The organism is Stieleria neptunia (assembly GCF_007754155.1).
Lineage (GTDB): Bacteria > Planctomycetota > Planctomycetia > Pirellulales > Pirellulaceae > Stieleria > Stieleria neptunia.
In genome coordinates, this window is record NZ_CP037423.1 from 7731537 (window position 1) to 7751434 (window position 19898).

The following is a 19898-nucleotide window of genomic DNA, read 5'->3' on the forward strand; positions in this document are numbered from 1 at the left end:
CATTTTTGGTACCTGCCCCCTTTTCCGCGGTACCCTAAGTATAAAAGTTGACGAAGCACTAGACACCGATTGCTTCTTACACACCACACGCGGATGTTTTATGAAACTCTCTCGACGCGACGTCCTCTCGGCTTCGGCCGGATTGCTCTCGCTTACGGCCTGCCCCTCCGTGTTCGCTTTGTCCGAGTCGAAACGCAAGTTCACCGTCGACCTTCGCTGGGGCAGCATCGGCGTCAAAGCGAACCAGAACGAAGCGATCGAGTTGGCGGCAAAACATGGCTTTGAGTCTGTCGCCGCCGCGCCCCACGATTTGGCCAAGTTGTCCGATGCCGAAAGCGAAGCGTTGGTCAATGACTTGAAAGCGAAAGGCCTGGTGTGGGGCTCCTCGGGGCTGCCCGTCGATTTCCGCAAGGACGAGGCGAAATTCAAGAGTGATCTGGCCGCCTTGCCCGCCCTGGCCGCCGCACTGCGCCGCGCCGGTGTCGACCGGATGGGCACCTGGATCTCGCCATGCCATGACGAATTGACCTACGTCGCCAATTTCAAACAACACGCCGATCGGCTTCGCGAGTGCGCCAAAATCTTAAAAGACCACGGGCTGCGATTGGGGCTTGAATACGTCGGCACGTCGACGTTGCGTAACTCCAAACGATTTCCGTTCCTGCACACCATGCGGGAAACGGCGGAACTGCATTCAGCCATCGGCGTGGACAACATGGGCTTCGTGCTCGATTCCTGGCACTGGTACACCGCCGGCGAAACCGCCGACGACATTCGCTCGTTGAATCCGCAGCAGATCGTCGGCTGTGATTTGAATGATGCGCCCACGGGACTGGCCGTCGACGAACAGATCGACAACCGACGTGAGCTACCCGCGGCGACCGGAGTGATCGACGTGAAGTCCTTCCTGCAGGCCTTGATCGATGTCGGCTACGACGGCCCCGTTCGCGCCGAACCCTTCAATCAAGACCTCAACAAGCTGGACAACGATGCCGCCTGTGCGGCCACGTCCAAGGCCATCCACCAAGCGATCGCACAAGTGGGGTAAGCATCCTGCTTGCCTACAGTGGGGTAAGCATCTTGCTTGCCTACAGTGGGGTAAGCATCTTGCTTGCCTTCCGGGGCAAGCTTTAGCTTGCAGGATCGCAAGCTGGAAGCTTACGCCACGTTGTGCTTAGGCGGCTTTTCGCAGTCGGCTGGGCGCTTCGATGCGTCGGCGGACACTGGCCAGGGGGCCGATTTCCGACGGGGCGGCTGCGGCGTACCAGGCCCGCCGGGCGATCGCGTCGAGAATCTTTTCGGCGATCGTGACGGCTCGGGCACCGGCCAGTCCGCTGACCGTCGGTGAGATTCCCGATTGGATACTGATCACAAAGTCATGCAGCTCGTCCAGGATCGCATTCCGCGATTCCAGCTGCTGGGTCTCCAACTGCAGATGGTCGGTGAACAAGGTGTCGGCATAGCCGAGTGGATTGTCGGTGGCTTCGTCCAAGTCAAAATCGCGATCGACCAGCGACTCGCTCGGCCGCACCGCGTGCAGGGCCGGTCCGGAGAAATCGATTTCGGCGAATCCGCCACAACCGTAGACTTGCATCTGACGCGCCGGCGTGGGGCTGACCCGCGACGCTTTCAAGTTCGCGACCAGACCGCAGGCGAATTCGAGACGCGCTTCGGCCAAGTCCTCGTGGTCGCTGACGACCGCGATCCCGCTGGCGGAGACATCGGCGATGGCTGCGTCGGTCATCGAACAAACCAGGTCGATGTCATGGATCATCAGGTCCATCACGACGCCGACGTCCAGGCAGCGGCCGGGAAAGCGCGAGGCGCGGACGGCTTCCACGTACTTCACGTCGACACCGATATCTCCCAACGCGGTGAACGCGGGGTTGAATCGTTCGACGTGGCCGACTTGCAAGGTCAGCCGGCGCGAGGCGGCCAGCATCGCCAGTTTGTCGGCGTCGGCGGCGGTGGTCGCCAGCGGCTTTTCGACCAGCAAGTGCTTGCCGGCCTTCAACAGGTTCGTTGCGATCTCGGCGTGCGCATCGGTGGGGGCGGCGATGACGGCGGCATCGATTTGATCGATGCAGTCGCGGTAGTCGGCAAACGTCGGGACGTCAAAAAGTTTTGCCGCATTGTTTCTGGCCGCCTCGATCGGATCGCTGATCGCCACCAGTTGGGCACCCTCGACGCTGCCGAGAAGCTTGGAGTGAATTCGTCCCAGATGGCCGGCCCCGATGACGGCTACGCGCAAACGTGTCATGCTGCTTTCTTGCTCCGTTGGTCTTGACCGCGTCCGTGGCGTCCGTTGCACGAACGATCGACACAATCAAAAAGGTGTTTGATGACGGGCCGGATCGGGCCTTGCGAATAAACGATCTCACGAGCCTTGTCGACGCCGACGCGTGCCCGATACAACAACTTGAACGCCTGGGTCAGCACCGCGATGTCCTCGCTGGTGTAACCGTGTCGTTTCAAGCCGATCGTATTGACCGCTCGCGGTTTGGTCGGCTGGCCGTCGACGATCGTGTAGGGCGGGACATCGTGCAGCACCCGGCTCATCGCGCTGACAAAACTCAGTTGTCCGACGCTGGCGAAGTGCGACACGCCGACGCCACCCGCGATGGTGACATCGTTTCCGACGCGAACGTGGCCGCCCAACATGCCGTTGTTGGCGATCACGATCCGGTCACCGACTTTGCAGTCGTGGGCGACGTGGGTGCCGGCCATGAAATAATTGTCGTGCCCGATCTCGGTCAGGCCGTCTTCCTTTTCCGTCGCACGGTTGACGGTGCAGTGTTCGCGGAAAACGTTGTTGTCGCCGATCACGACTTTTGTCGGCGCGTCTTTGTAGCTGGTGTCTTGGGGATGCGCCCCGATCACGGTGCCTTGGAAGATGTGGTTGTCTTCGCCGATCGTCGAATGTCCGGTGATGACGACGTGTTCTTCGATCAGCGTGCCGTCGCCGATTTTCGCATGCGGCCCGATCACCGAAAAATGGCCGATTCGAACGCCGTTCCCTAGCTGAGCTCGCGGATCAACGACGGCTGTTTGAGCGATGACAACACTCATGGCAAACCAATATGGATGATTGATAAAGGAAGTTGCGATCTGAAAAGCGAAATCAAATCGCGGATCATTGGGAACGTAGCGAATGACGGTCTTCTGGATCGAGAGGAATCAGGCTGTTTTTTCGTCCACCGATGGAAAGTTTTTCGCACCGCGATTCAGGCGGCATGACGTCGATCGCTGAAACAACCGACTTGGCTCCGCGACTGTGATTGCACGGCCAGATCATGCAGTGCTTGCGCCATCCGGCCGTTCAATCGATGGCCGCCGCGATAGGAGATGAACTTGCCGACCAATTCGACACCGACCAGGGCCAGGTCGCCGACCAAGTCCAAGGCCTTGTGGCGGGCGCATTCATTCTTGAAGCGGATGCTGTTGTCGATCGGCCCGTCGGCACCGAAGACCAGCAAGTCCTCGTAGGAAACGTGTTGGGCCACGCCGCGCGCGTGCAGCGCCTTGGCCTGGCTCTCGGTCACGAACGTTCGCGCCGGTGCAACATCGCGGCTGAAACGCGTCGGTGTGCAGGCAAAGCCGTAACATTGGTTGGAGATCTCGCCTTCCTGGTCGAACACCAACTGGTATCCGAAGTGACTGACGCCGGTCGGAACCGGTGCCGCGGAGATCCATGAGGAACCTTCACGCAGTGTGATCACCTGGTCGATCACCAAACGCCGTCGCTCACCGGCTTGAATCACCAACCCGGCGGTCGCCAAGGCGTCAATGAAGGGTTTGCTGCTGCCGTCGAGTCCCGGCAGTTCGCAGCCGTTGATTTCGACGATGCAATTGTCGATTTCCATCGCATAGAGTGCCGCCATCAAGTGTTCGATCATTTCGAACTTGGCGTCGTCCTGTGCCACGTTTGTTCGGAGCTGGGCGTCGGTCCGGCGACTGACATGGGCCGGGCACGACGGATGACCGGGCAAATCCGTCCGGACGAGCTGGACTCCGGTGTTCACCGGGGCCGGATGAATGGCGACTTCGACTTTTTTGGCCGTCCAATAACCTCGACCACTCAGCCGGCAAGACGAAGCGATCGAATGCTGGTTGCGTGATAACTTCACGGCGTGCCTCCCTGCTCAATCAAGCCACATTTTGAATCAGGAAAATAAAAACGACGGACATCGCTGTCCGCCGTTTTGTTCGTTAGCCGAGCCAACGCCATTGCCCCTGACGTGCCTCATTGCCTGCTGGCATCACTCACAGCCTACTGGCGTTGCGAGGTGCCGTTGCGGCCGGCGATCGCCGGATCGGTCTTGATCACCTTGTCCAGGTACTGCATGACGCCCGGGGTCATGTCCAAAGCGGCATCGTGATACACGATGTTCTTCATCACGCCACGGATGACCGATTCGCCTTGAGCCTGATTCATTTCTTCGCTGTTGTAACGAAGCACCAAGTTGATCTTGTAGTGGTTGGCCAAGAACTTCACGCCCGCGGCGATCTGTTGATAGTTGTCAAAGTAGATCTTGGCTTCCGCGTCGGCCAGCTCTTTGCGTTTGCGAGCCATGTCGAGACGGAGTTTTGAATCCATGCTCGCCAGTTGCTCTTCCAATTGAGCGTACTCGGGCGAACCCGGCGACAACGTCTTCAGCTTTGCAGCGGTGTTCTGCAGCTGTTCACGCTTTTGTTTCAGCTCTGCATCGTAGGCTTTCAGGTCGCCTTCGACGTTCGCCACCTGGACCTTGATGCCCGGGTGATTTTTAAAGATGTACGCGACGTCCACGACCGCAACGCGGTGAGGAGCCGAATCCTGTGCAGACGCAGTACCGGTCATCAGACACGGGGCCAACACAGTTGCCAATCCGATGGCAATTCCACAGACTTGATGGCGAACGGTTCGCACTTTCGCTCTCCTTGCGTATTGAGTCGCAGTCCTTTGTCACAGCGATGAAACGAATCGTGTTACGGTATCGATTCGCTCGGAATGGCTCGACGCAGACATCCGTTGCCTGTACCAAAACACTCGTTCGCTGACGTGCCGAAATCGCTCCGGCCTTTGTTCACTGTTTTCCGATTGTGGCAATCGCCCTGGGCCACGTAAAGATTGATCACACCATTTTCTACGAGCGTTTTTCAAGCTTTCCACGCAACACGACGGTGTTCGCATTTCGACGGACTTCGATTTCGAAGCTGTCGCCCGGTTCGTGCGCCCGCACCCAGGACAAGACGTCACCGGTGGTGCGAATCGCCTGTCGGCCGATACGCTGAATTTGGTCGTCGATCTGCAATCCCGCTTTTGATGCCGGCCCCCCATCGGTCACCTCGGTGACTTTCACCACACCGTTTTGCTCCGAAATTCGAATGCCCATAAACGCTGTCATTTGACGACGAATCTGAACCCTCGGATCGGTCTCGGCATAAACGGGCCGTTGGGGGAGCACCGCCAGGCGGAATGCCACACCACTGATCATATCGGTTACACGGGTTAGGTTCCCAAAATCGATTTTGTCGAAATCGTCAGAAGGGCGATGATAATCGTTGTGCAGACCCGTAAAGAAGAACAGCACGGGAACGCCGACCCGGTAGAACGACTGGTGATCACTGGGGCCATACCCGCTGGCCACCTTGAAAAGATTGAATCGAAATTCTCGGTTGGCCGTGTCAACGACACGCTCCAACTCGCTGGCCGAACCCGTTCCGTACACCGTCAACTCATTGTCGCGAAGTCGGCCGACCATGTCCAAGTTGATCATCGTGGTCGTGTTTTCGATCGGTCGCACCGGGGCTTCCACATAGCGTTGACTGCCCAACAACCCACGCTCCTCGCCGGTAAACCCGATGAACAGGATCGTGCGATGCGAGTCCGCTCCGGCGAGCCGACGCTTCAATTCCGCCCCGCATGCCAGCATCGTCGCCGTGCCGCTGGCGTTGTCGTCGGCCCCGTTGTGGACCGCGATCGTCCCCGGCGCCATCGACGCGAATCCGCCCATCCCGACGTGGTCATAGTGCGCGCCGACCACAAGGGTCTGGTCCGCTAGCAATCCCTTGCCGGGCAGCCGGCCGATCACGTTGTCGCTGACCGCAATCGCCGGCTTCAGATCGACGGCCAGTTCGACCGTGACCGAATCCATTGCTCGGCTGGCCGGACGAAACGTCTGGTTGATTTGCGTTTCGACCGCTTCCAGCGACGCGCCGCCATCGGCACGCAACATCCGGTCGGCCAGGTCGCGGGCAATCGAAGCGACGGGGATCTTTTTGCTCTGCTGGGACTTCGTGCCGGCGTCCGCGATTCCCAACACGCCCCGTCGGGCCGACGTCAATTCAGCCTGCATCGCCGCGATCATCCGCTCCGTGCCGGCGATTTTTTCGGCCGTCGCCGCGCGGTTCTTGACCGCTTGCTGCGGCAAGTTGGACAGCATCTCGACCAGTCCCTCTTTGCGGCGCTGTTCCTGGTCGATCCGATTTTGCACCTTTTGCACCGCTTCACGCGTGCTGTCTGGATCGTTGACGATCAAAACGGCGACCGCACCGTGCTCGATCGCGTTGATCACCTTGGTGGCAAAGTAGGCGTGGCGCGTGTTTTTGACCCCGTCAAAGGGGCTGTCCGGATCGCTGGCGCCAGGTTCTTTCCGCAGCAGCATCACGATCGCGCCGCGGGCATCGATCGATTGATAGTCGTCGTAGTCGTGCGTTTCGGATGTGATCCCGTACCCGGCAAACACGACCGGGGCCGACACGGATTGCTTGTCGCTTCCGATCCCCAGTGGCCCAAACCCGTCGGCGAGCCCGGCCTGGACAGCCGGCTGGTCGGCGATCTGGATCCGGCAGACGTTCCCCGACTCGTTGCGGACTTCGCTGCCGACCGCGATTTCAACACGTTGAAACGGACCGCCGGCGACGGAGTCGAGTTCTAACCCGATCGATTCCATCCGCTCACGGAGGTAGTCGCGCGCCACATCAATCGTCTCGTCGGTGACGCTCCGCCCGCGAAGTTCCTCCGACGCCAAGAATCGAATGTCCCGGCGAAGGGTCTCGGTCACTGTGGCGGAAGCATTCTCCACCGAAGCCGTGGCAGCGGGGGCCTGCCCTAAGCCGACCGACGGGAGTGCGACATTCCATAACGTCAGACACAGAACGACCAACGCCGAGACAGTTGGGATGGAGGGCGACTTGAGAAACGGCACGGTCTTTCGGATGATCATCGACGGGGTTTTCCACTGCCATGGTTGCCGCTGCAACTGTTCAATCTTTGCTGACGCCGACGAGGGTATCGACAACCATTGCCTGGGGCATCGCCCATCGCCTCGTTGCCCGGTTCTGGCTGGGGACGGGCGTGCCCCGGTGGTTCAGCCTCCGCAGTCGGAGGCGGAGCCCCCGGAACAGTGTGTTCCCAGGCAGAGCCTGGGAACAAGTGTGCAGCGATCTCAGGCCGCTTCGGCCGTTTTTTCGCCTCGCTTGACCAGCATCAGCAGGATCGGGCTGGCCACGAACACGGAACTGTACGTCCCGACCAAGACCCCGATGACCAGGCAGAATGCGAAGGCATGAATGCCCTGGCCGCCGAACAGATACAACAGCACGACCACGATCAACGTCGTGATCGACGTCAGCAACGTTCGGCTGAGCGTTTGATTGATGCTGGTGTTGATCATCTCACCGGTCAATCGTGGTGCTTTGCCCTTCGTTTCGCGGATCCGGTCAAAGACCACGATCGTGTCGTTGAGCGAGTAACCGATGATCGTCAGCAGGGCCGCGACCACGGTCAGACTGATCTTGAAGGGGTCGATCAACAGGAACCCGAGTGCGTCGGCGACGTAGTAGCTGATCGCGATCGCACCGAGCGTGATCAAGACATCGTGGACCAGAGCGGCAACGGCGGCAAAGCCATAGATGACGCGTTGGAATCGGAACCAGATGTACAAGATGATCACCATCAAACTGGCGAACAGGGCGACCGAGGCACGGCCGACCATTTGACCGGCGACCCGTGCACCGACGCTGCTGCTGCTGACCCAGACCGGTTCGTTGCCGAGCGATCGTTCGACGGCTTGCATCACCTGGTCGGCGGCTTGATTGCCCATCGGCAACGTCACTTTCCACTCGGAAAACGGAACACTCGATCCGCTCTTCCAGTCCTCGGCGCCTTCGCCGCTGGGCAACAGGTCAATGGCCCGTTCGTTGAGTGGGATCTTCAATTCGTCGGCGGCTTCTTTCATCCGCTGGATCAACGTCGGACCGCTGATCGATGCACTCGTGTCGTCGCCGCCGATCCCCAAACTGATGCGGCGAACGGCTGATTCGCCCGCGGTCAAGGAAGGCTCAGACGTCGAGGCGGGTGAGTCACTGTCTTCAGCGGTCGCGTCTTCAGCGGTCGCGTCTTCGGCTGCCGCCTCCGTTTCCGCTTGCATCGCGACCAGCATCACGCCGTTGGAATCGCGATCGATCGCGGAGGTATCGGATCCGCCGGTTGCATCCGAGATGCTGACGTCGTAGGTGACCAGGTCGGTGTCCGCCGCGGTGGCAAAGGATTCGACGATCCTGGTTTGCAGGTCATCGACCGACACCAGCGACGAGTCGACTTTGAAGACGGTGCCGTCGTCCGCCCCGTCCATGGTCACGCCGTTGACGGTGAACTGGACGGGGGTTCCGTCTTGTTCACCGATTCCCGTCCCGACAATATCTCGAATACTTTGCGTGGTGGTCGATTGGCTGACCCGGAATTGCACCGAGGAACCGCCGGCAAAGTCGATGTCCAGGATGGTCTTGCCACGAGCGACGAGCGATCCGATGCCGATCAAAATCAGGACCGAAGAGATCGCCAGGGCGATTTTGCCTTTGCCGATGAAGTCCATCATGCCGCCACCGGACACCGAGTTCTTCATCGCGTTGACCATGTCGGACATGCCCAGCGAGACTTTGTTGTGTCGTTCGGCGATGTCGAACAGGGTTCGCGACATGTAGATCGCGGTGAACATCGAATACAGGATGCCCAAGATCAACGTGACGGCGAAGCCGCGGATCTGGTCGGTCCCGATCGCATACAACACGATCGCGGTGAACAGCGTCGTCAAGTTGGCGTCAACGATGGTGACGGTCGCTTTGGCGAACCCGTTTCGAATCGCCATGCGGTCCTTGGCGCCCTTGTTGATTTCCTCGCGTATCCGCTCAAAGATCAACACGTTGGCGTCGACCGACATACCGACGGTCAAAACCAGACCGGCCAATCCGGGCAGCGTCAGCGGCTGGTGGATCAACACCATCGTCGCCAAGATCATCGCCAGGTTCAGCACCAGGGCAAAGCACGCGATCGCACCGGCAAACCGATAGTAGAACAGGATGAATACGAGGACCAGCATCAATGACACGCCGATCGCCATCACGCCCTTGCGGATCGTGTCGGCACCGAGCGTCGCATCGATCTGATTCTTTGCGATCGGCTGCTTCGTCAACGCGGCGGGCAATTGGCCGGCTTTCAGGATATCGACGAGCGCCTTGACCTCTTCGGTGGTGAAGTTCCCGGTGATGCGTCCTTGCTTGCTGATCGGCTGCAGAATGTTCGGCGCCGACAACAGGCGGTCGTCCATCACGATCCCGAGTTGACGTTGTCGTGTTCCCTGGGGGGAGTTTTCGGTCGTCAGCACGCGGAACTTGTTGCTGCCCGAGTCGGTCAGGTTGAACGCGACAGCCGGTGCACCTTGTTCATCAAAGGTCGTCGAGGCGAAGGCCAGGTCTTCCCCTTTGACGTCGATCTGGGGGTCGATGATCATCAGGACTTCCAGACCCGAAAGCCCGTTGTTGTCGACCCAGTTGGCTTGCAAGACTTGATCGCCGCGGACCTGTGTTGGCAATTCGACGAACTCGCCGGTGTCGGGATTGCGCACAATCGCGTTGCCGATGTTGACGCGAAACGGACCGTTGTCACCCGTTTTTGTGGTTTCGCGGTCGACGATCGCCCAGCGGCCGACGGTGCTGCCGTCGACGTCGGAGATCACTTCGCTCATCCGAATCGCACGTTCCGGCGACGCGGCTTGCTCGGCCGCCAGGTTGATCACCCGCTGGTGGTCGGTGCGGTTGGCGACGATCGCAAACCGCAGAATCCCGGCTTGCTTGAGCGTCTCTTCGATCAGGGCGACTTCGCGCTGGTCGACTTCGGGAATGATGATTTCGATTTGCGAATCACCGTACGGGCGAATCACGATCTCGCGCGTCCCGCTGGGGTTGATCCGCTTGGTCAACGGGCCGACCAAGTCCTTCGATTTGACTCCGTTGCCCTGCTGTTCGGCGTCCGGATTGCTTTTGCTGGGGTCGATTTCGTAGACCAAAATCGTGCCGCCGCGAAGGTCCACCCCTTGATCGGGCAAGCGGTTGAGCAGCACCGTCACGCTGACCGTGATCGCCAGCAGGATGAAGCCGATCCGCGTGGCATGGGTCGGCATCTTGAGCCGCTTGGCGAAAAATCCACCGACCGTGAACGGCAGGATGATCACCGCCAGTGCGACGGCCAGCAATCCGTACTGCTGCCATGAAATACCTTGTTCGGCTTCGCCTTGAGCGATCGGGCTGGCCGAAAGCAGGTCGCCGAACCATCCCGCGATCGAAGCGGAATCGATCGTCGAAAGCAGACCGGGCAGCAGACTCGGGGCGGTCAGACTTACATCGGCCAGGGGCTGAACGAGAGAAAAGCAGTCCATCGTTGGTTGTTTCGTAGTCGAAAGGAATGCAAACGTGACGAATGCAGTGATCGGGAACGTGGAAACCGCAACGCCAGTCGGGTCGCGTCACCACCTCGGGTGTATGGGGGCAGTCTTGGTTGAATCTGTTGTTGCGGGCAAACGATCCGAAACTCGCGCGTTTCCGGGGAGGGGGGATTCGATTTCGAATCGATGTTCTTTAGTCCTTCGCGTCGTCCTTCGGCTTTTTTTCTTCGATGACCGTCAGCGCCCAGCGGCTGACCTTCACCCGTAACGTCCCGCTTTCGTCCAGCCGAATCGTCACCACATCGCTGTCACTCGGTGCACTGACCACCGTGCCGTGCAATCCACCGCTGGTGATCACGCGATCGTTTTTCTTGATCCCCGCGATCCGCTTTGCCTCTTCCGCCTTGCGTCGACGCTCCGGAGCGATCAACGTCAGGTAGAAGATCAAGATGATTCCCGCAATCGGGAACAGCGGATTCTCCATCAATTGCAAGAGAAATGGCTTGGGCTCGGCGACCTCCGGGGCCACATCGTCGGCCAGAATCGTCCACGGTACGAATTGAAGCAGCGGTTGGATCACAATTCGGACCGAATGGGTTCTAATCTGGTTGGGTAGGCAAAATACAAGAGCGGCATGATATGGAAGGCCAAAATTGGTCACAAGCCCAGCCAGCAACGAAGTTTCGACGCTTTTGCCAGACTTCCGGCCCCAACTCGCCACTCCCCCCAAACTGACACGCCTGTTTGCCACACTCCCAGATCGCTCGAAAACGACCAACACCGCCCGCAACTCCATGATGTTTCCCGCCTGGCCCCCCCAATGGCCCGAGATCACCGAGTCGATTTTGCGGACCGTCCGCCGCGGCGACTGGGGACGCTACCGGGGGGAAGCGACGGCCGCACTGCAGGAACAGATCGCCGCAGCGGTCGGCTGCCGCCATGTCCGTTTGGTCAGCAGCGGGTCGCTGGGCATCGAATTGGCCCTCCGCGCCGCCGGGGTCGCGGCCGGTCACCAAGTCGTCCTCTGCGGCTACGACTACCCCGGAAATTTTCGGGCGATCGAATTGCTGGGGGCCAGACCCGTCCTCGTCGATGCCGATCCGTCCAGCTATTCCTTGGATCCACAGCCCCTGCAACGCCTGGCACAACAGGCGGACGCGAAAACTGCGGTGAAAGCCGTCGTGGTCTCGCATCTCTACGGCGTGCCCGCCCCAATCCGCCGCCTCCGCGAAATCTGTGACCGCGCGGGCTGGATGCTGATCGAAGACGCCTGCCAGACGCCCGGCATGCAAATCGAGGGCCGCCCCGCCGGGGCCTGGGGCGACGTCGGTGTGCTCAGCTTCGGGGGCAGCAAACCGCTGACCGCCGGCAATGGCGGAGCCGTGCTGACCAGCCGCGATCCGATTGCCAGCCGCCTGAACGCCTGGTTGGATCGGCCCAGTGACGCGGCGCCGATGAGCGAATTGCAAGCCGCGGCGCTGCTGCCCCAACTGGATCGTCTGGCCGAATGCAATCAAATCCGCTGGCAGACCGTTTCGGCAATCAACGCAGGGGTCGACTGGATCCGACAAGCGACCGCGGAATGCCAGGTGACGCCTCAAGCGACGTTCTATAAATTCGCATTCTTGTCCGAGCGGCGTGACACGATGCTGGAAACACTCCGCCGCGACGAATTGCCGGTCGGTCCGGGCTATCGATCGATGCACCGCAGCAGTGATCGACGCTGTGACAAAGTCGGCACGCTGGACCGTTGCCGGATCCTGGGCGAACAACTCTGCCTGCTCGACCACTCGGCATTGCTAGCAACCGGTCCACTGCGGACGCAATTGGTGCAGCGGTTGTCGGAGGCGGCGTCGTGACCACGGGATAGGGGTGGGATAGGCTTCCAGCCTGTCATCACGCGCCTGACAGGCTGGAAGCCTATCCCACTTTGTTGCCTACGACGCGACGAACTCCAGGATTCGAACGGCGTGGCCCTGGCTGGCTCCGTTTTTCTTTTTCGAAACCCGCAGCTTCATCTGGTGTGGGCCGTCTTCCAGCCCCGCTTTCAACACGACGGTTCTCGGATAGTGCAGTCCCTTGCTGAAGCGGTGGAACAGGTCTGCGGCGTGCCAATCGCCGTCATCGATGGAGAATTCGACCACGCCGGCATCGGGGCCTGCCAACACGAACAGCCCGATCGCCGTCCCTGAAAACGCGACCTCCAATTCCGCCTCCGGAACCGTGGCGACCGTCAGCGGCCGGCCGGCAAACCGTTCGCGGAACGAGCCGGCAATGTCTTTCCAAGTGGGCTCGACAAACGACCATCCGCTGCCCAACGCAATCGCGTCGCGAGGGAGAAACCGGCCGTGCCAAAAACTGGTCGGGTCAATCGGCGGCGGCAGCGGATGGGGGGCGAAGGTCTGGCGGCTGGCCGCCTTCGCATCGGCAAGCGAAAATTTGGCGTGCCGAAAGACGTCGTCGATCAAGTTGGCCGCGATCCGATTGCCCGCCGGTTTCGGGTGGACACCGCCGTAAATCGCCCAGCTGGTTTTCCCTTCGGCGATCTGCTTGGCCAATTCCACCGCCACGTTGCACGTCGAAATGCCATAGTGCTTGGCGACCGCGTCGTGCGCGGCGATGCTGGTCGGCAGCTTGCCATTTTGGACCGTTTGCAGCATCCCCGGATTGACGAAGTAGGTGATCACGATGTCCACGTTGGGCAGACTGGACCGGGCCGAACGGATCACACCTTCCATCCCCCGCAGTGCGTCTTGATAGCTATGGGCGGCGTCTTGGTCGTCGTTGACGGCGAATTCGACAAACAGCAAGTCGGGTTTGTTGCTCAAGACATCCGAAGGCAACCGAAATGCCCCAGTGTGCGAGCAAGTGGATGCGATTCCGGCGTTGGTAAAGTTGAACTCGGTGTCGGGGAAACGAGCCACTAAGCTATCCATGACCATCGGTCGGTAACCGTCCATCTCGGTGATCGATCCCCCGATGAAAGCGACCCGTCCTTGCCCGGTGGTGGCGAAGATTTCGCGGCTGCGGTGCAGGTCCCCGCGGACCTGGACGGCGGCGGGGGGCGTTGCCCCCGCGGCTTCCGCGGCCGAGGCGGGATCATCGCCCCGGCAGGTCACGGCGGCCCAAAAAACGGTCGCGAGACAACAGGCGATCCGACCGAAGAGTGAAAGATTCATGATTTCCTGGCGGTTTTGACGACTTCGGTACTGACGAACCGAGAGAGTTAAAGGATTGTCCTGATCGTAATTTCTGAGAACATAGAGCGCCAAACCGGCTTTCTACGTTTTCCACTTTATCCCCCGTTATGGCAGGTCGCATGGATTCACCATTGATCCTCGTTGACGACAAGCACGTCCCACTTTACCGCATCGTCTGGGTCGCCGACCTTCCCCACTGGTGCGGCGACAAAGATTGCGAGCGCGAAGGGGAATATGAAATCCGACTCGATGTCGAAGAATCGGTCTGGACCAGCCTGCGTGGACGCGACCACGTGATCGCCAGCCTGAAGAAATGGTGCGGCGATCCCGAAGACGACAACGACCCCCTGTTCTAACACCGTGGGGTAAGCATCCTGCTTGCCTTCCCGTGCAAGCTTTGCTTGCACCGGGGTCGCAAGCTGGAAGCTTACGCCACTTCAGCTTTCTGCTTCGAGTCGCAAGCTGGAAGCTTACGCCACTTTCATTCCAATCACACCGCCAGCCTTCGACGTGTCCATGTCCGCAGTAGATCCCGTCCTTTTCGAATCCCATTCGCACACGCCGCTTTGCAAACACGCTGACGGCTTGCCGACCGAGTATGCCGCGGTGGCCGAGTCGCGCGGACTGCGGGGCATGCATGTGACCTGTCACAACCCGATGCCCAATGGGTTCTCCTCCGGCGTCCGCATGGCGGAATCGGAATTCGACGCCTATGTCGACTTGGTTGCCCAGGCGACCGATGATTGGAAAGGGCGCGTCGACGTTCGATTGGGCCTGGAAGCCGATTATTTTGAAGGCCACGAAGCGTATTTGGAAAAACAACTCTCCGCCGCCGACTTTCACTTCGTGCTCGGTTCGGTGCATCCCCAGATCGGCGAGTTTCGTGAGACGTATTGGCAAGACGACTTGGTCGAAGTCCAACGGATCTATTTCAACCTGTTGGCCAAGTCGGCGGAGACCGGGTTGTTCGACTCATTGGCCCATCCGGATTTGATCAAGAATTTCACCACCGAAGCCTGGGATCCCGATTCGATCTTGGACGTGATCCGTCCGGCGCTCGATCGGATCGCCAAGACCGGCGTGGCGATGGAACTGAATACCAGTGGGGTCAACAAGCGCATCTCGGAAATGAATCCCTTTCCCGACATGCTGGCTGAAATGAAGTCACGTGAGATCCCCGTCACACTCGGGGCCGACGCCCACACGCCCCAGCGCGTCGGCGACGGTTATGAAACCGCCATGCGGCTGCTGCAGAGCGTCGGCTACACGCACGTGAATTTCTTTCTCGGTCGCAAGCGCCAATCGGTGGAAATTGAAACCGCACTGGCGTCGATGATCCCGGTCGACGAAGCCGCCAGCCTGGGGCGGTAGCGTCCTGGCAGGCGAGGCTCGCGCCCCAAGTAAAGAAGCCACCCTCCCTGGCAGGCAGGGTCGAGCGCAGCGAGGGGAGGGTCGAACGTCCAAACGCCACGTTCGCCTCAGCCCGACTCGTCGCCGTCTCAACCGAAACCCATCCCGCTTCACTCGCTCGCGTTCGCCAGCGCCCGTTGCAACGGGCATTGCGCCGCATCGATCTGTTTTCCGCTGCGGTAACCTTGCAGCAACCGTCGTGATTCGGCGGCCAGCATGCGGCGGACTTCGCGCCGTTTCCCTTTCACCCGTGGGATCGACAGGTTGTCATAAGCGGTCGTCTGGTGACGCATCCAGGCGATCACCGCAGACTCCGCCCGACGCTCGACCGGGATGCGTTGCGTGCGGGCGACGGTGCCGCTGCCCACGGGCGTTGCATGTGTGGTGACGGCAACGGCCAGCCGCTTGGCGATGTCGTGATGGGCCGCATGAAAATTGAGGAAGGTGAGCACCGCGTTTTCGAACTCGCCGACGTACTCGGCTTGTTTCTTCTCGCGTCGGGCCACGTCACTTTTTCGCTTTTTTGCGTACGCGTCGGTCGACCGCTCGGCATCCAGTTTTGCCTTGGCGGCGGCGATCTGATCGGCGTCCGCCCAAACGCCTTTGGAAAACACCCGTCGCCCGCGGCGTTCTTTCACCGTCCACGTCGGCCCGGCCGCTTTCACACGACGGGTCAGCCCCGCATCGCCGGGCGGCAACAATTCCCAGCCGGTCGGAATCGACAGCTTGGTTCCGTCTTCGTCGACGACCTGTTGGGCGGAGGGTCCGGGAGCGACAACGCGAGTCTTTTCGGGCATCGGGCAGAAGCGGCACGGGGAAAGCGGTCAATCACAACGCACACCGACTTGATCGGCGGGTCGCGCGGGGCATCTTGATACGACGAATCCGGTTTTGCATCAAGCGTTCCTCCCCGGAGACGCCCCTGGGGATCGGGGGAGGGATGGCAGAATGATTCGGGGCAGAATGATGGGGTGAGCATCCACACCGGAGCCTCGTTCCAAAGCTCCGCCTCCCACCTCGTTCCAGGGCTCCGCCTTGGAACGGGCTTTGCCGGAGGCTCCGCCTCCGACGCACGAGAGGCGGAGCCTTACGCCGTGAACGATTTGTTAGCGGCAGGGCGCGAGCCCTCCGGTGTTTCGGCAAAGACAGCGGAACCGGAGGGCTCGCGCCCTGCCGCTAACACCTCCTAAGCACGTGAGCATGTGTAGTTCATGGAAATTGGCAAGGCTTTTGCAGGTTTGTCACGATGGGCGCGGTTCGTTCTTTTGCTAGCTAATTGTCCGGTCGTCGGACGGGCCTGGCAAGGTCGGTGCCTCCCGACAATCACGGGAGACTTACCATGGCAAGACCTGCAACCGTTTTCGCGAAAATCACGAACCAGCAGCAACGTGACCGTCTGATTGAGCTTTGGAAACAGCATCCAAACCATTACACACGAATACGGGCACACGCGATTCTTCTGAGCGATGCTCAATACGAAATTGAGCAGATCGTCGATATTCTTAGTGTCAGTAGAGACAGCGTGCGAGCTTGGATCAAACACTTTGAACAAGACGGACCAGACGCCCTGCTGGACGAAAAGCGACCAGGCGGACCGAGGAAGCTCAATGAACAGGAAGAGCAAATCCTCAAAGATTTGTTGCGGCAATTTCCCTCCCGGCCTGCCACAGTCCTGTCGCGTTTGCGAACACGGACCGGCAAATCGATCAGCCGACATTCGCTGCGTCGTTACGCCCGACGATTCAATTTGAGCTGGAAGCGGTTTCGGCGCAGCCTGCGGAAAAAACGAGACGAAAAGGCTTTCCGGTTGGCTCAAGAGGAACTCGCCGAGTTGCTCAATGAACCTGAACTGGATGTCGTATACTTTGACGAAGCGGGATTTTCGCTTAAGGGCGTGGTGCCATACGGATGGCTTCCCATCGGCGAACGGACCGATGTGCCAGTCACCGGCGCCCATGGGGCGACGGTTCAGGCACTTGGCTTTGAGCATCAAGATGGAACCACCCATACCTATCTTCACAAAGGGTACGTCAACACGCAAACGGTCATTGAAATCATGGATGATTTTTGTGAGACGATTGACCAAACAACGGTGGTCATCCTCGACAATGCATCTTGCCACACCAGCGGAGCTTTTGAAGCATCGATCGAACGCTGGGCAGAGCGTGGGCTGCTGGTTTATCATCTTCCGCCGTATAGTCCCGAACTGAATTCGATCGAGCGACTATGGAGGCAACTAAAGTATCAACAAATGCCCGCCACGGCCTGGGAACGATTCAAAACCTTGTTACAAACGCTGACGACGAAGCTATGCGAAATCGGTGAGGTAACCTACATGCCATCACTTGAAAGTTATGCCGAATAACTCGTGCTGACGTGCTTAAAACACGGGAAACCAATCGTTCACGGCGTCCGGCAGAGCCCGGGCGCAAGACCGGCAAGGCCACGGGTGTCTATACTGCCCCCATGAACCACAACGTCACGCACCCACCCGCCCCACGCAATGCACCACGCATCAGCCTGGCGAAACGGCTGCTCTTTTCCTTGGTGCTGTGTTTCGCATTGTTCGGCATCGCGGAATTGCTGCTGGCTTGCTTTTGGGATCCCCCGCCACCGACCGACCCCTTCGTCGGATTTTCTCCCAGCGTCCCGCTGCTGGTCGAAGACGAACGTTCGGATCCGAACGGCGATGCGACGGAACCTGGTTTGCGAATCAATCCCGCCAAGCTCGTGTGGTTCAACGATCAATCGTTCCCGGCATCCAAGCCGGCGGGGACCTACCGCATTGTCTGCCTGGGCGGATCGACAACCTTCGGCCGCCCCTTCGATGATTCGACTTCGTTTTGTGGTTGGCTGAGGACGTTGTTGCCGCTGGTCGGCCCGCAGCGACAATGGGAAGTGATCAACGCCGGCGGCGTCAGCTATGCCAGCTATCGCGTCGCGGGTGTGATGCAGGAATTCGCTGGGCACGACGTCGACCTGTTCATCTTGTACACCGGCCAGAATGAGTTTCTGGAATGGCGGACGTACGGCGACCTGATCGAATCGTCGGAAACGCCTGGTGTGCCGGCGGCCCGTGCGCTGTCAACGCTCGCCACCAAAACGCGCGTCGGCCAATCCATCGAGTTGCTGGTTGATCGTCTTCGTTCAACGGGTCACCAGGACTCCAAACAGATCCTCTCCGGCGAAGTCGACGAGATTTTGAACCACACGATTGGACCGGCCAGTTACCAGCGAAATCCGTCCTGGCATCGCGGTGTGGAAGAACACTTTCGCATCAATCTGCGGCGGATGCAGCAAATCGCCCAGGGGGCCGGCGCGGCGTTGGCGGTCGTCGTGCCGGCGTCCAATCTTCGCGACTGTTCGCCTTTCAAAGCCGACTTCGGAGACGGCATCGATGGTCCGACGCGACAGCGATTGACACAAGATCTTGAAACCGCTCGCGAGTTGCTGGCCGACGGTGCGGCGGCTCAGGCGCTGGAAGTGCTGGAGCTGATTCTGGAACAAGACCAGGTTCACGCCGACGTCCATTTCCTGCGCGGCCGCGCGCTGTTGGAAGTCGGTCTCGCGAATGATGCCGCGAACAGCTTTCAACGTGCGATCGATGAAGACATCTGCCCCTTGCGTGCAACGACTCCGATCAAGCAAATCCTACGCGAATTCCTTTCGGAAAGCTCCGTGATCCCCGTCGACTTTGAAGCCCATCTGGCCGCTCGATCGCAGCGTGAACAAGGGCATGTCTGCTTTGGTGCAGAGTCGTTTCTGGATCATGTCCACCCGACCGTGGACGTGCATCGCGAAATCGCGTTGGCGATCGTGCGCTCGCTTGCCGACCGGGCGATCGTGCCCGCCACGCCAACCGACCGACAGATTGTCGCTGCGGCTGAAGAGGTTCGAAGCAACATTGATCGGCGAGCCCAGGCGGTCGCGTTTCGGAATTTGGCCAAACTGACCCACTGGGCGGGGAAATTCGAGGAGGCCCGGAGGAATGCCGACGACGCCCTGCGGTTGCTGCCGCTGGACTTGGAGAGTCGATACATTTTGGCGGATTGTCTGGTCCACGAGGGACAAATCGACGCAGCGATCGAGCAGTACACGGAACTGTTTGAGATCGGAGATTTCGATCGAGCCTGTCGTCCGTTTGGTGAGCTTTTGGCCATGCAAGGTCATACCGATGCGGCGAAGGGATATTTGATGCAAGCCGTGTTCGTCAGTCAGGGGTTGCGGCAAGCCGCGGCCTACGAGTCACTGGGCCGCTTGCACGAGTCCCTCGGTGAGAACGAACTGGCCGCAGAATGCTTTGAAAAAGCAAGTCAACTGCGTCAGTAGCGCAACAAGTGGGATAGGCTTCCAGCCTGTCGATGCGGAAATGACAAGGCGGAACGTCCGTCTTGGGCTTCAACGGCCCCGTCCGGCGGACACTTGGTCCGTGATCAAGGACAAATTCGGGCCGATTTCCCGACGCTTTTCCCGCTAAATCATCGGTGTTTTGCGGCTCTTCACGCCTCAGCCATTGTGTAGGGGTTGCCGCCACGTCACACTGGACGGGCCGGGACGACTGCGCTTGCAAACGGCTCGATCGCGA

At 59.8% G+C, this 19898-nt stretch carries 15 protein-coding genes; 6 read left to right on the top strand and 9 right to left on the bottom strand.

All coding sequences use genetic code 11. The features are described from left to right. Nucleotides 1-100: 100 nt before the first annotated feature. The gene (locus Enr13x_RS26855; protein ID WP_145390007.1) at nucleotides 101-1048 is read left to right on the top strand and encodes a sugar phosphate isomerase/epimerase family protein; all 948 of its coding nucleotides are present in this window, start codon (nucleotides 101-103) and stop codon (nucleotides 1046-1048) included. Between the two features lie 126 nt (nucleotides 1049-1174). Here Enr13x_RS26855 and Enr13x_RS26860 read toward each other — a convergent pair whose 3' ends face one another. From Enr13x_RS26860 to yajC, 7 genes are all read right to left on the bottom strand, one after another. Then, a complete protein-coding gene (locus Enr13x_RS26860) occupies nucleotides 1175-2260 on the bottom strand; it encodes a Gfo/Idh/MocA family oxidoreductase (protein ID WP_145390008.1) in 1086 nt (361 codons plus the stop codon). Beyond that, entirely contained in the window at nucleotides 2257-3069 is an 813-nt protein-coding gene (lpxA, locus tag Enr13x_RS26865; RefSeq protein ID WP_145390009.1) for an acyl-ACP--UDP-N-acetylglucosamine O-acyltransferase, read from the bottom strand. The genes Enr13x_RS26860 and lpxA overlap by 4 nt, the downstream gene beginning before the upstream one ends. Nucleotides 3070-3224: 155 nt before the next feature. After that, nucleotides 3225-4127, bottom strand: a complete 903-nt coding sequence (lpxC, locus tag Enr13x_RS26870) for a UDP-3-O-acyl-N-acetylglucosamine deacetylase (protein WP_145390010.1) — start codon at nucleotides 4125-4127, stop codon at nucleotides 3225-3227. 143 nt (nucleotides 4128-4270) lie between these two features. Further along, on the bottom strand, nucleotides 4271-4909 hold the full coding sequence (locus Enr13x_RS26875; protein WP_231743808.1) for an OmpH family outer membrane protein: 639 nt from the start codon (nucleotides 4907-4909) through the stop codon (nucleotides 4271-4273). A gap of 217 nt (nucleotides 4910-5126) precedes the next feature. Further along, nucleotides 5127-7208, bottom strand: coding sequence for a M28 family peptidase (locus Enr13x_RS26880; protein WP_145390011.1), 2082 nt, complete (start codon nucleotides 7206-7208; stop codon nucleotides 5127-5129). 222 nt (nucleotides 7209-7430) lie between these two features. Further along, nucleotides 7431-10697 (bottom strand): protein translocase subunit SecD, encoded by a 3267-nt coding sequence (secD, locus tag Enr13x_RS26885; RefSeq protein ID WP_145390012.1) that lies wholly within the window; start codon nucleotides 10695-10697, stop codon nucleotides 7431-7433. Nucleotides 10698-10896: 199 nt separating this feature from the next. Then, a complete protein-coding gene (yajC, locus tag Enr13x_RS38260) occupies nucleotides 10897-11283 on the bottom strand; it encodes a preprotein translocase subunit YajC (RefSeq protein ID WP_197455380.1) in 387 nt (128 codons plus the stop codon). 214 nt (nucleotides 11284-11497) lie between these two features. Between yajC and Enr13x_RS26895 the strand changes: the two genes are divergently transcribed. Next, nucleotides 11498-12562 (top strand): DegT/DnrJ/EryC1/StrS family aminotransferase, encoded by a 1065-nt coding sequence (locus tag Enr13x_RS26895; protein WP_145390014.1) that lies wholly within the window; start codon nucleotides 11498-11500, stop codon nucleotides 12560-12562. 78 nt (nucleotides 12563-12640) lie between these two features. Here the strand turns inward: Enr13x_RS26895 and Enr13x_RS26900 are convergent, their stop codons facing one another. After that, the gene (locus tag Enr13x_RS26900; RefSeq protein ID WP_145390015.1) at nucleotides 12641-13882 is read right to left on the bottom strand and encodes an SGNH/GDSL hydrolase family protein; all 1242 of its coding nucleotides are present in this window, start codon (nucleotides 13880-13882) and stop codon (nucleotides 12641-12643) included. A 140-nt stretch (nucleotides 13883-14022) separates the two neighbouring features. Here Enr13x_RS26900 and Enr13x_RS26905 point away from each other — a divergent pair, with 140 nt between their 5' ends. Next, nucleotides 14023-14259, top strand: a complete 237-nt coding sequence (locus Enr13x_RS26905) for a hypothetical protein (RefSeq protein WP_145390016.1) — start codon at nucleotides 14023-14025, stop codon at nucleotides 14257-14259. A gap of 160 nt (nucleotides 14260-14419) precedes the next feature. After that, a complete protein-coding gene (locus tag Enr13x_RS26910; RefSeq protein ID WP_145390017.1) occupies nucleotides 14420-15274 on the top strand; it encodes a histidinol-phosphatase HisJ family protein in 855 nt (284 codons plus the stop codon). A 149-nt stretch (nucleotides 15275-15423) separates the two neighbouring features. Here the strand turns inward: Enr13x_RS26910 and Enr13x_RS26915 are convergent, their stop codons facing one another. Further along, entirely contained in the window at nucleotides 15424-16110 is a 687-nt protein-coding gene (locus tag Enr13x_RS26915) for a DUF2293 domain-containing protein (RefSeq protein WP_145390018.1), read from the bottom strand. Between the two features lie 542 nt (nucleotides 16111-16652). Between Enr13x_RS26915 and Enr13x_RS26925 the strand changes: the two genes are divergently transcribed. Together Enr13x_RS26925 and Enr13x_RS26930 are read left to right on the top strand one after the other, a co-directional pair. Continuing rightward, the gene (locus Enr13x_RS26925) at nucleotides 16653-17678 is read left to right on the top strand and encodes an IS630 family transposase (protein WP_145385672.1); all 1026 of its coding nucleotides are present in this window, start codon (nucleotides 16653-16655) and stop codon (nucleotides 17676-17678) included. 101 nt (nucleotides 17679-17779) lie between these two features. Then, nucleotides 17780-19642, top strand: coding sequence for a tetratricopeptide repeat protein (locus tag Enr13x_RS26930; RefSeq protein ID WP_145390020.1), 1863 nt, complete (start codon nucleotides 17780-17782; stop codon nucleotides 19640-19642). The last annotated feature ends 256 nt before the right edge of the window (nucleotides 19643-19898 follow it).

Excerpts from the sequence above, each read along its gene's own strand:
- Enr13x_RS26880 (WP_145390011.1), bottom strand. The coding sequence starts at position 7,208 with ATGATCATCCGAAAGACCGTGCCGTTTCTCAAGTCGCCCTCCATCCCA.
- Enr13x_RS26925 (WP_145385672.1), top strand. The coding sequence starts at position 16,653 with ATGGCAAGACCTGCAACCGTTTTCGCGAAAATCACGAACCAGCAGCAA.
- Enr13x_RS26895 (WP_145390014.1), top strand. The coding sequence starts at position 11,498 with ATGATGTTTCCCGCCTGGCCCCCCCAATGGCCCGAGATCACCGAGTCG.
- Enr13x_RS26905 (WP_145390016.1), top strand. The coding sequence starts at position 14,023 with ATGGATTCACCATTGATCCTCGTTGACGACAAGCACGTCCCACTTTAC.
- Enr13x_RS26910 (WP_145390017.1), top strand. The coding sequence starts at position 14,420 with ATGTCCGCAGTAGATCCCGTCCTTTTCGAATCCCATTCGCACACGCCG.
- Enr13x_RS26855 (WP_145390007.1), top strand. The coding sequence starts at position 101 with ATGAAACTCTCTCGACGCGACGTCCTCTCGGCTTCGGCCGGATTGCTC.
- Enr13x_RS26930 (WP_145390020.1), top strand. The coding sequence starts at position 17,780 with ATGAACCACAACGTCACGCACCCACCCGCCCCACGCAATGCACCACGC.
- secD (WP_145390012.1), bottom strand. The coding sequence starts at position 10,697 with ATGGACTGCTTTTCTCTCGTTCAGCCCCTGGCCGATGTAAGTCTGACC.
- Enr13x_RS26915 (WP_145390018.1), bottom strand. The coding sequence starts at position 16,110 with ATGCCCGAAAAGACTCGCGTTGTCGCTCCCGGACCCTCCGCCCAACAG.
- Enr13x_RS26900 (WP_145390015.1), bottom strand. The coding sequence starts at position 13,882 with ATGAATCTTTCACTCTTCGGTCGGATCGCCTGTTGTCTCGCGACCGTT.
- lpxA (WP_145390009.1), bottom strand. The coding sequence starts at position 3,069 with ATGAGTGTTGTCATCGCTCAAACAGCCGTCGTTGATCCGCGAGCTCAG.
- Enr13x_RS26860 (WP_145390008.1), bottom strand. The coding sequence starts at position 2,260 with ATGACACGTTTGCGCGTAGCCGTCATCGGGGCCGGCCATCTGGGACGA.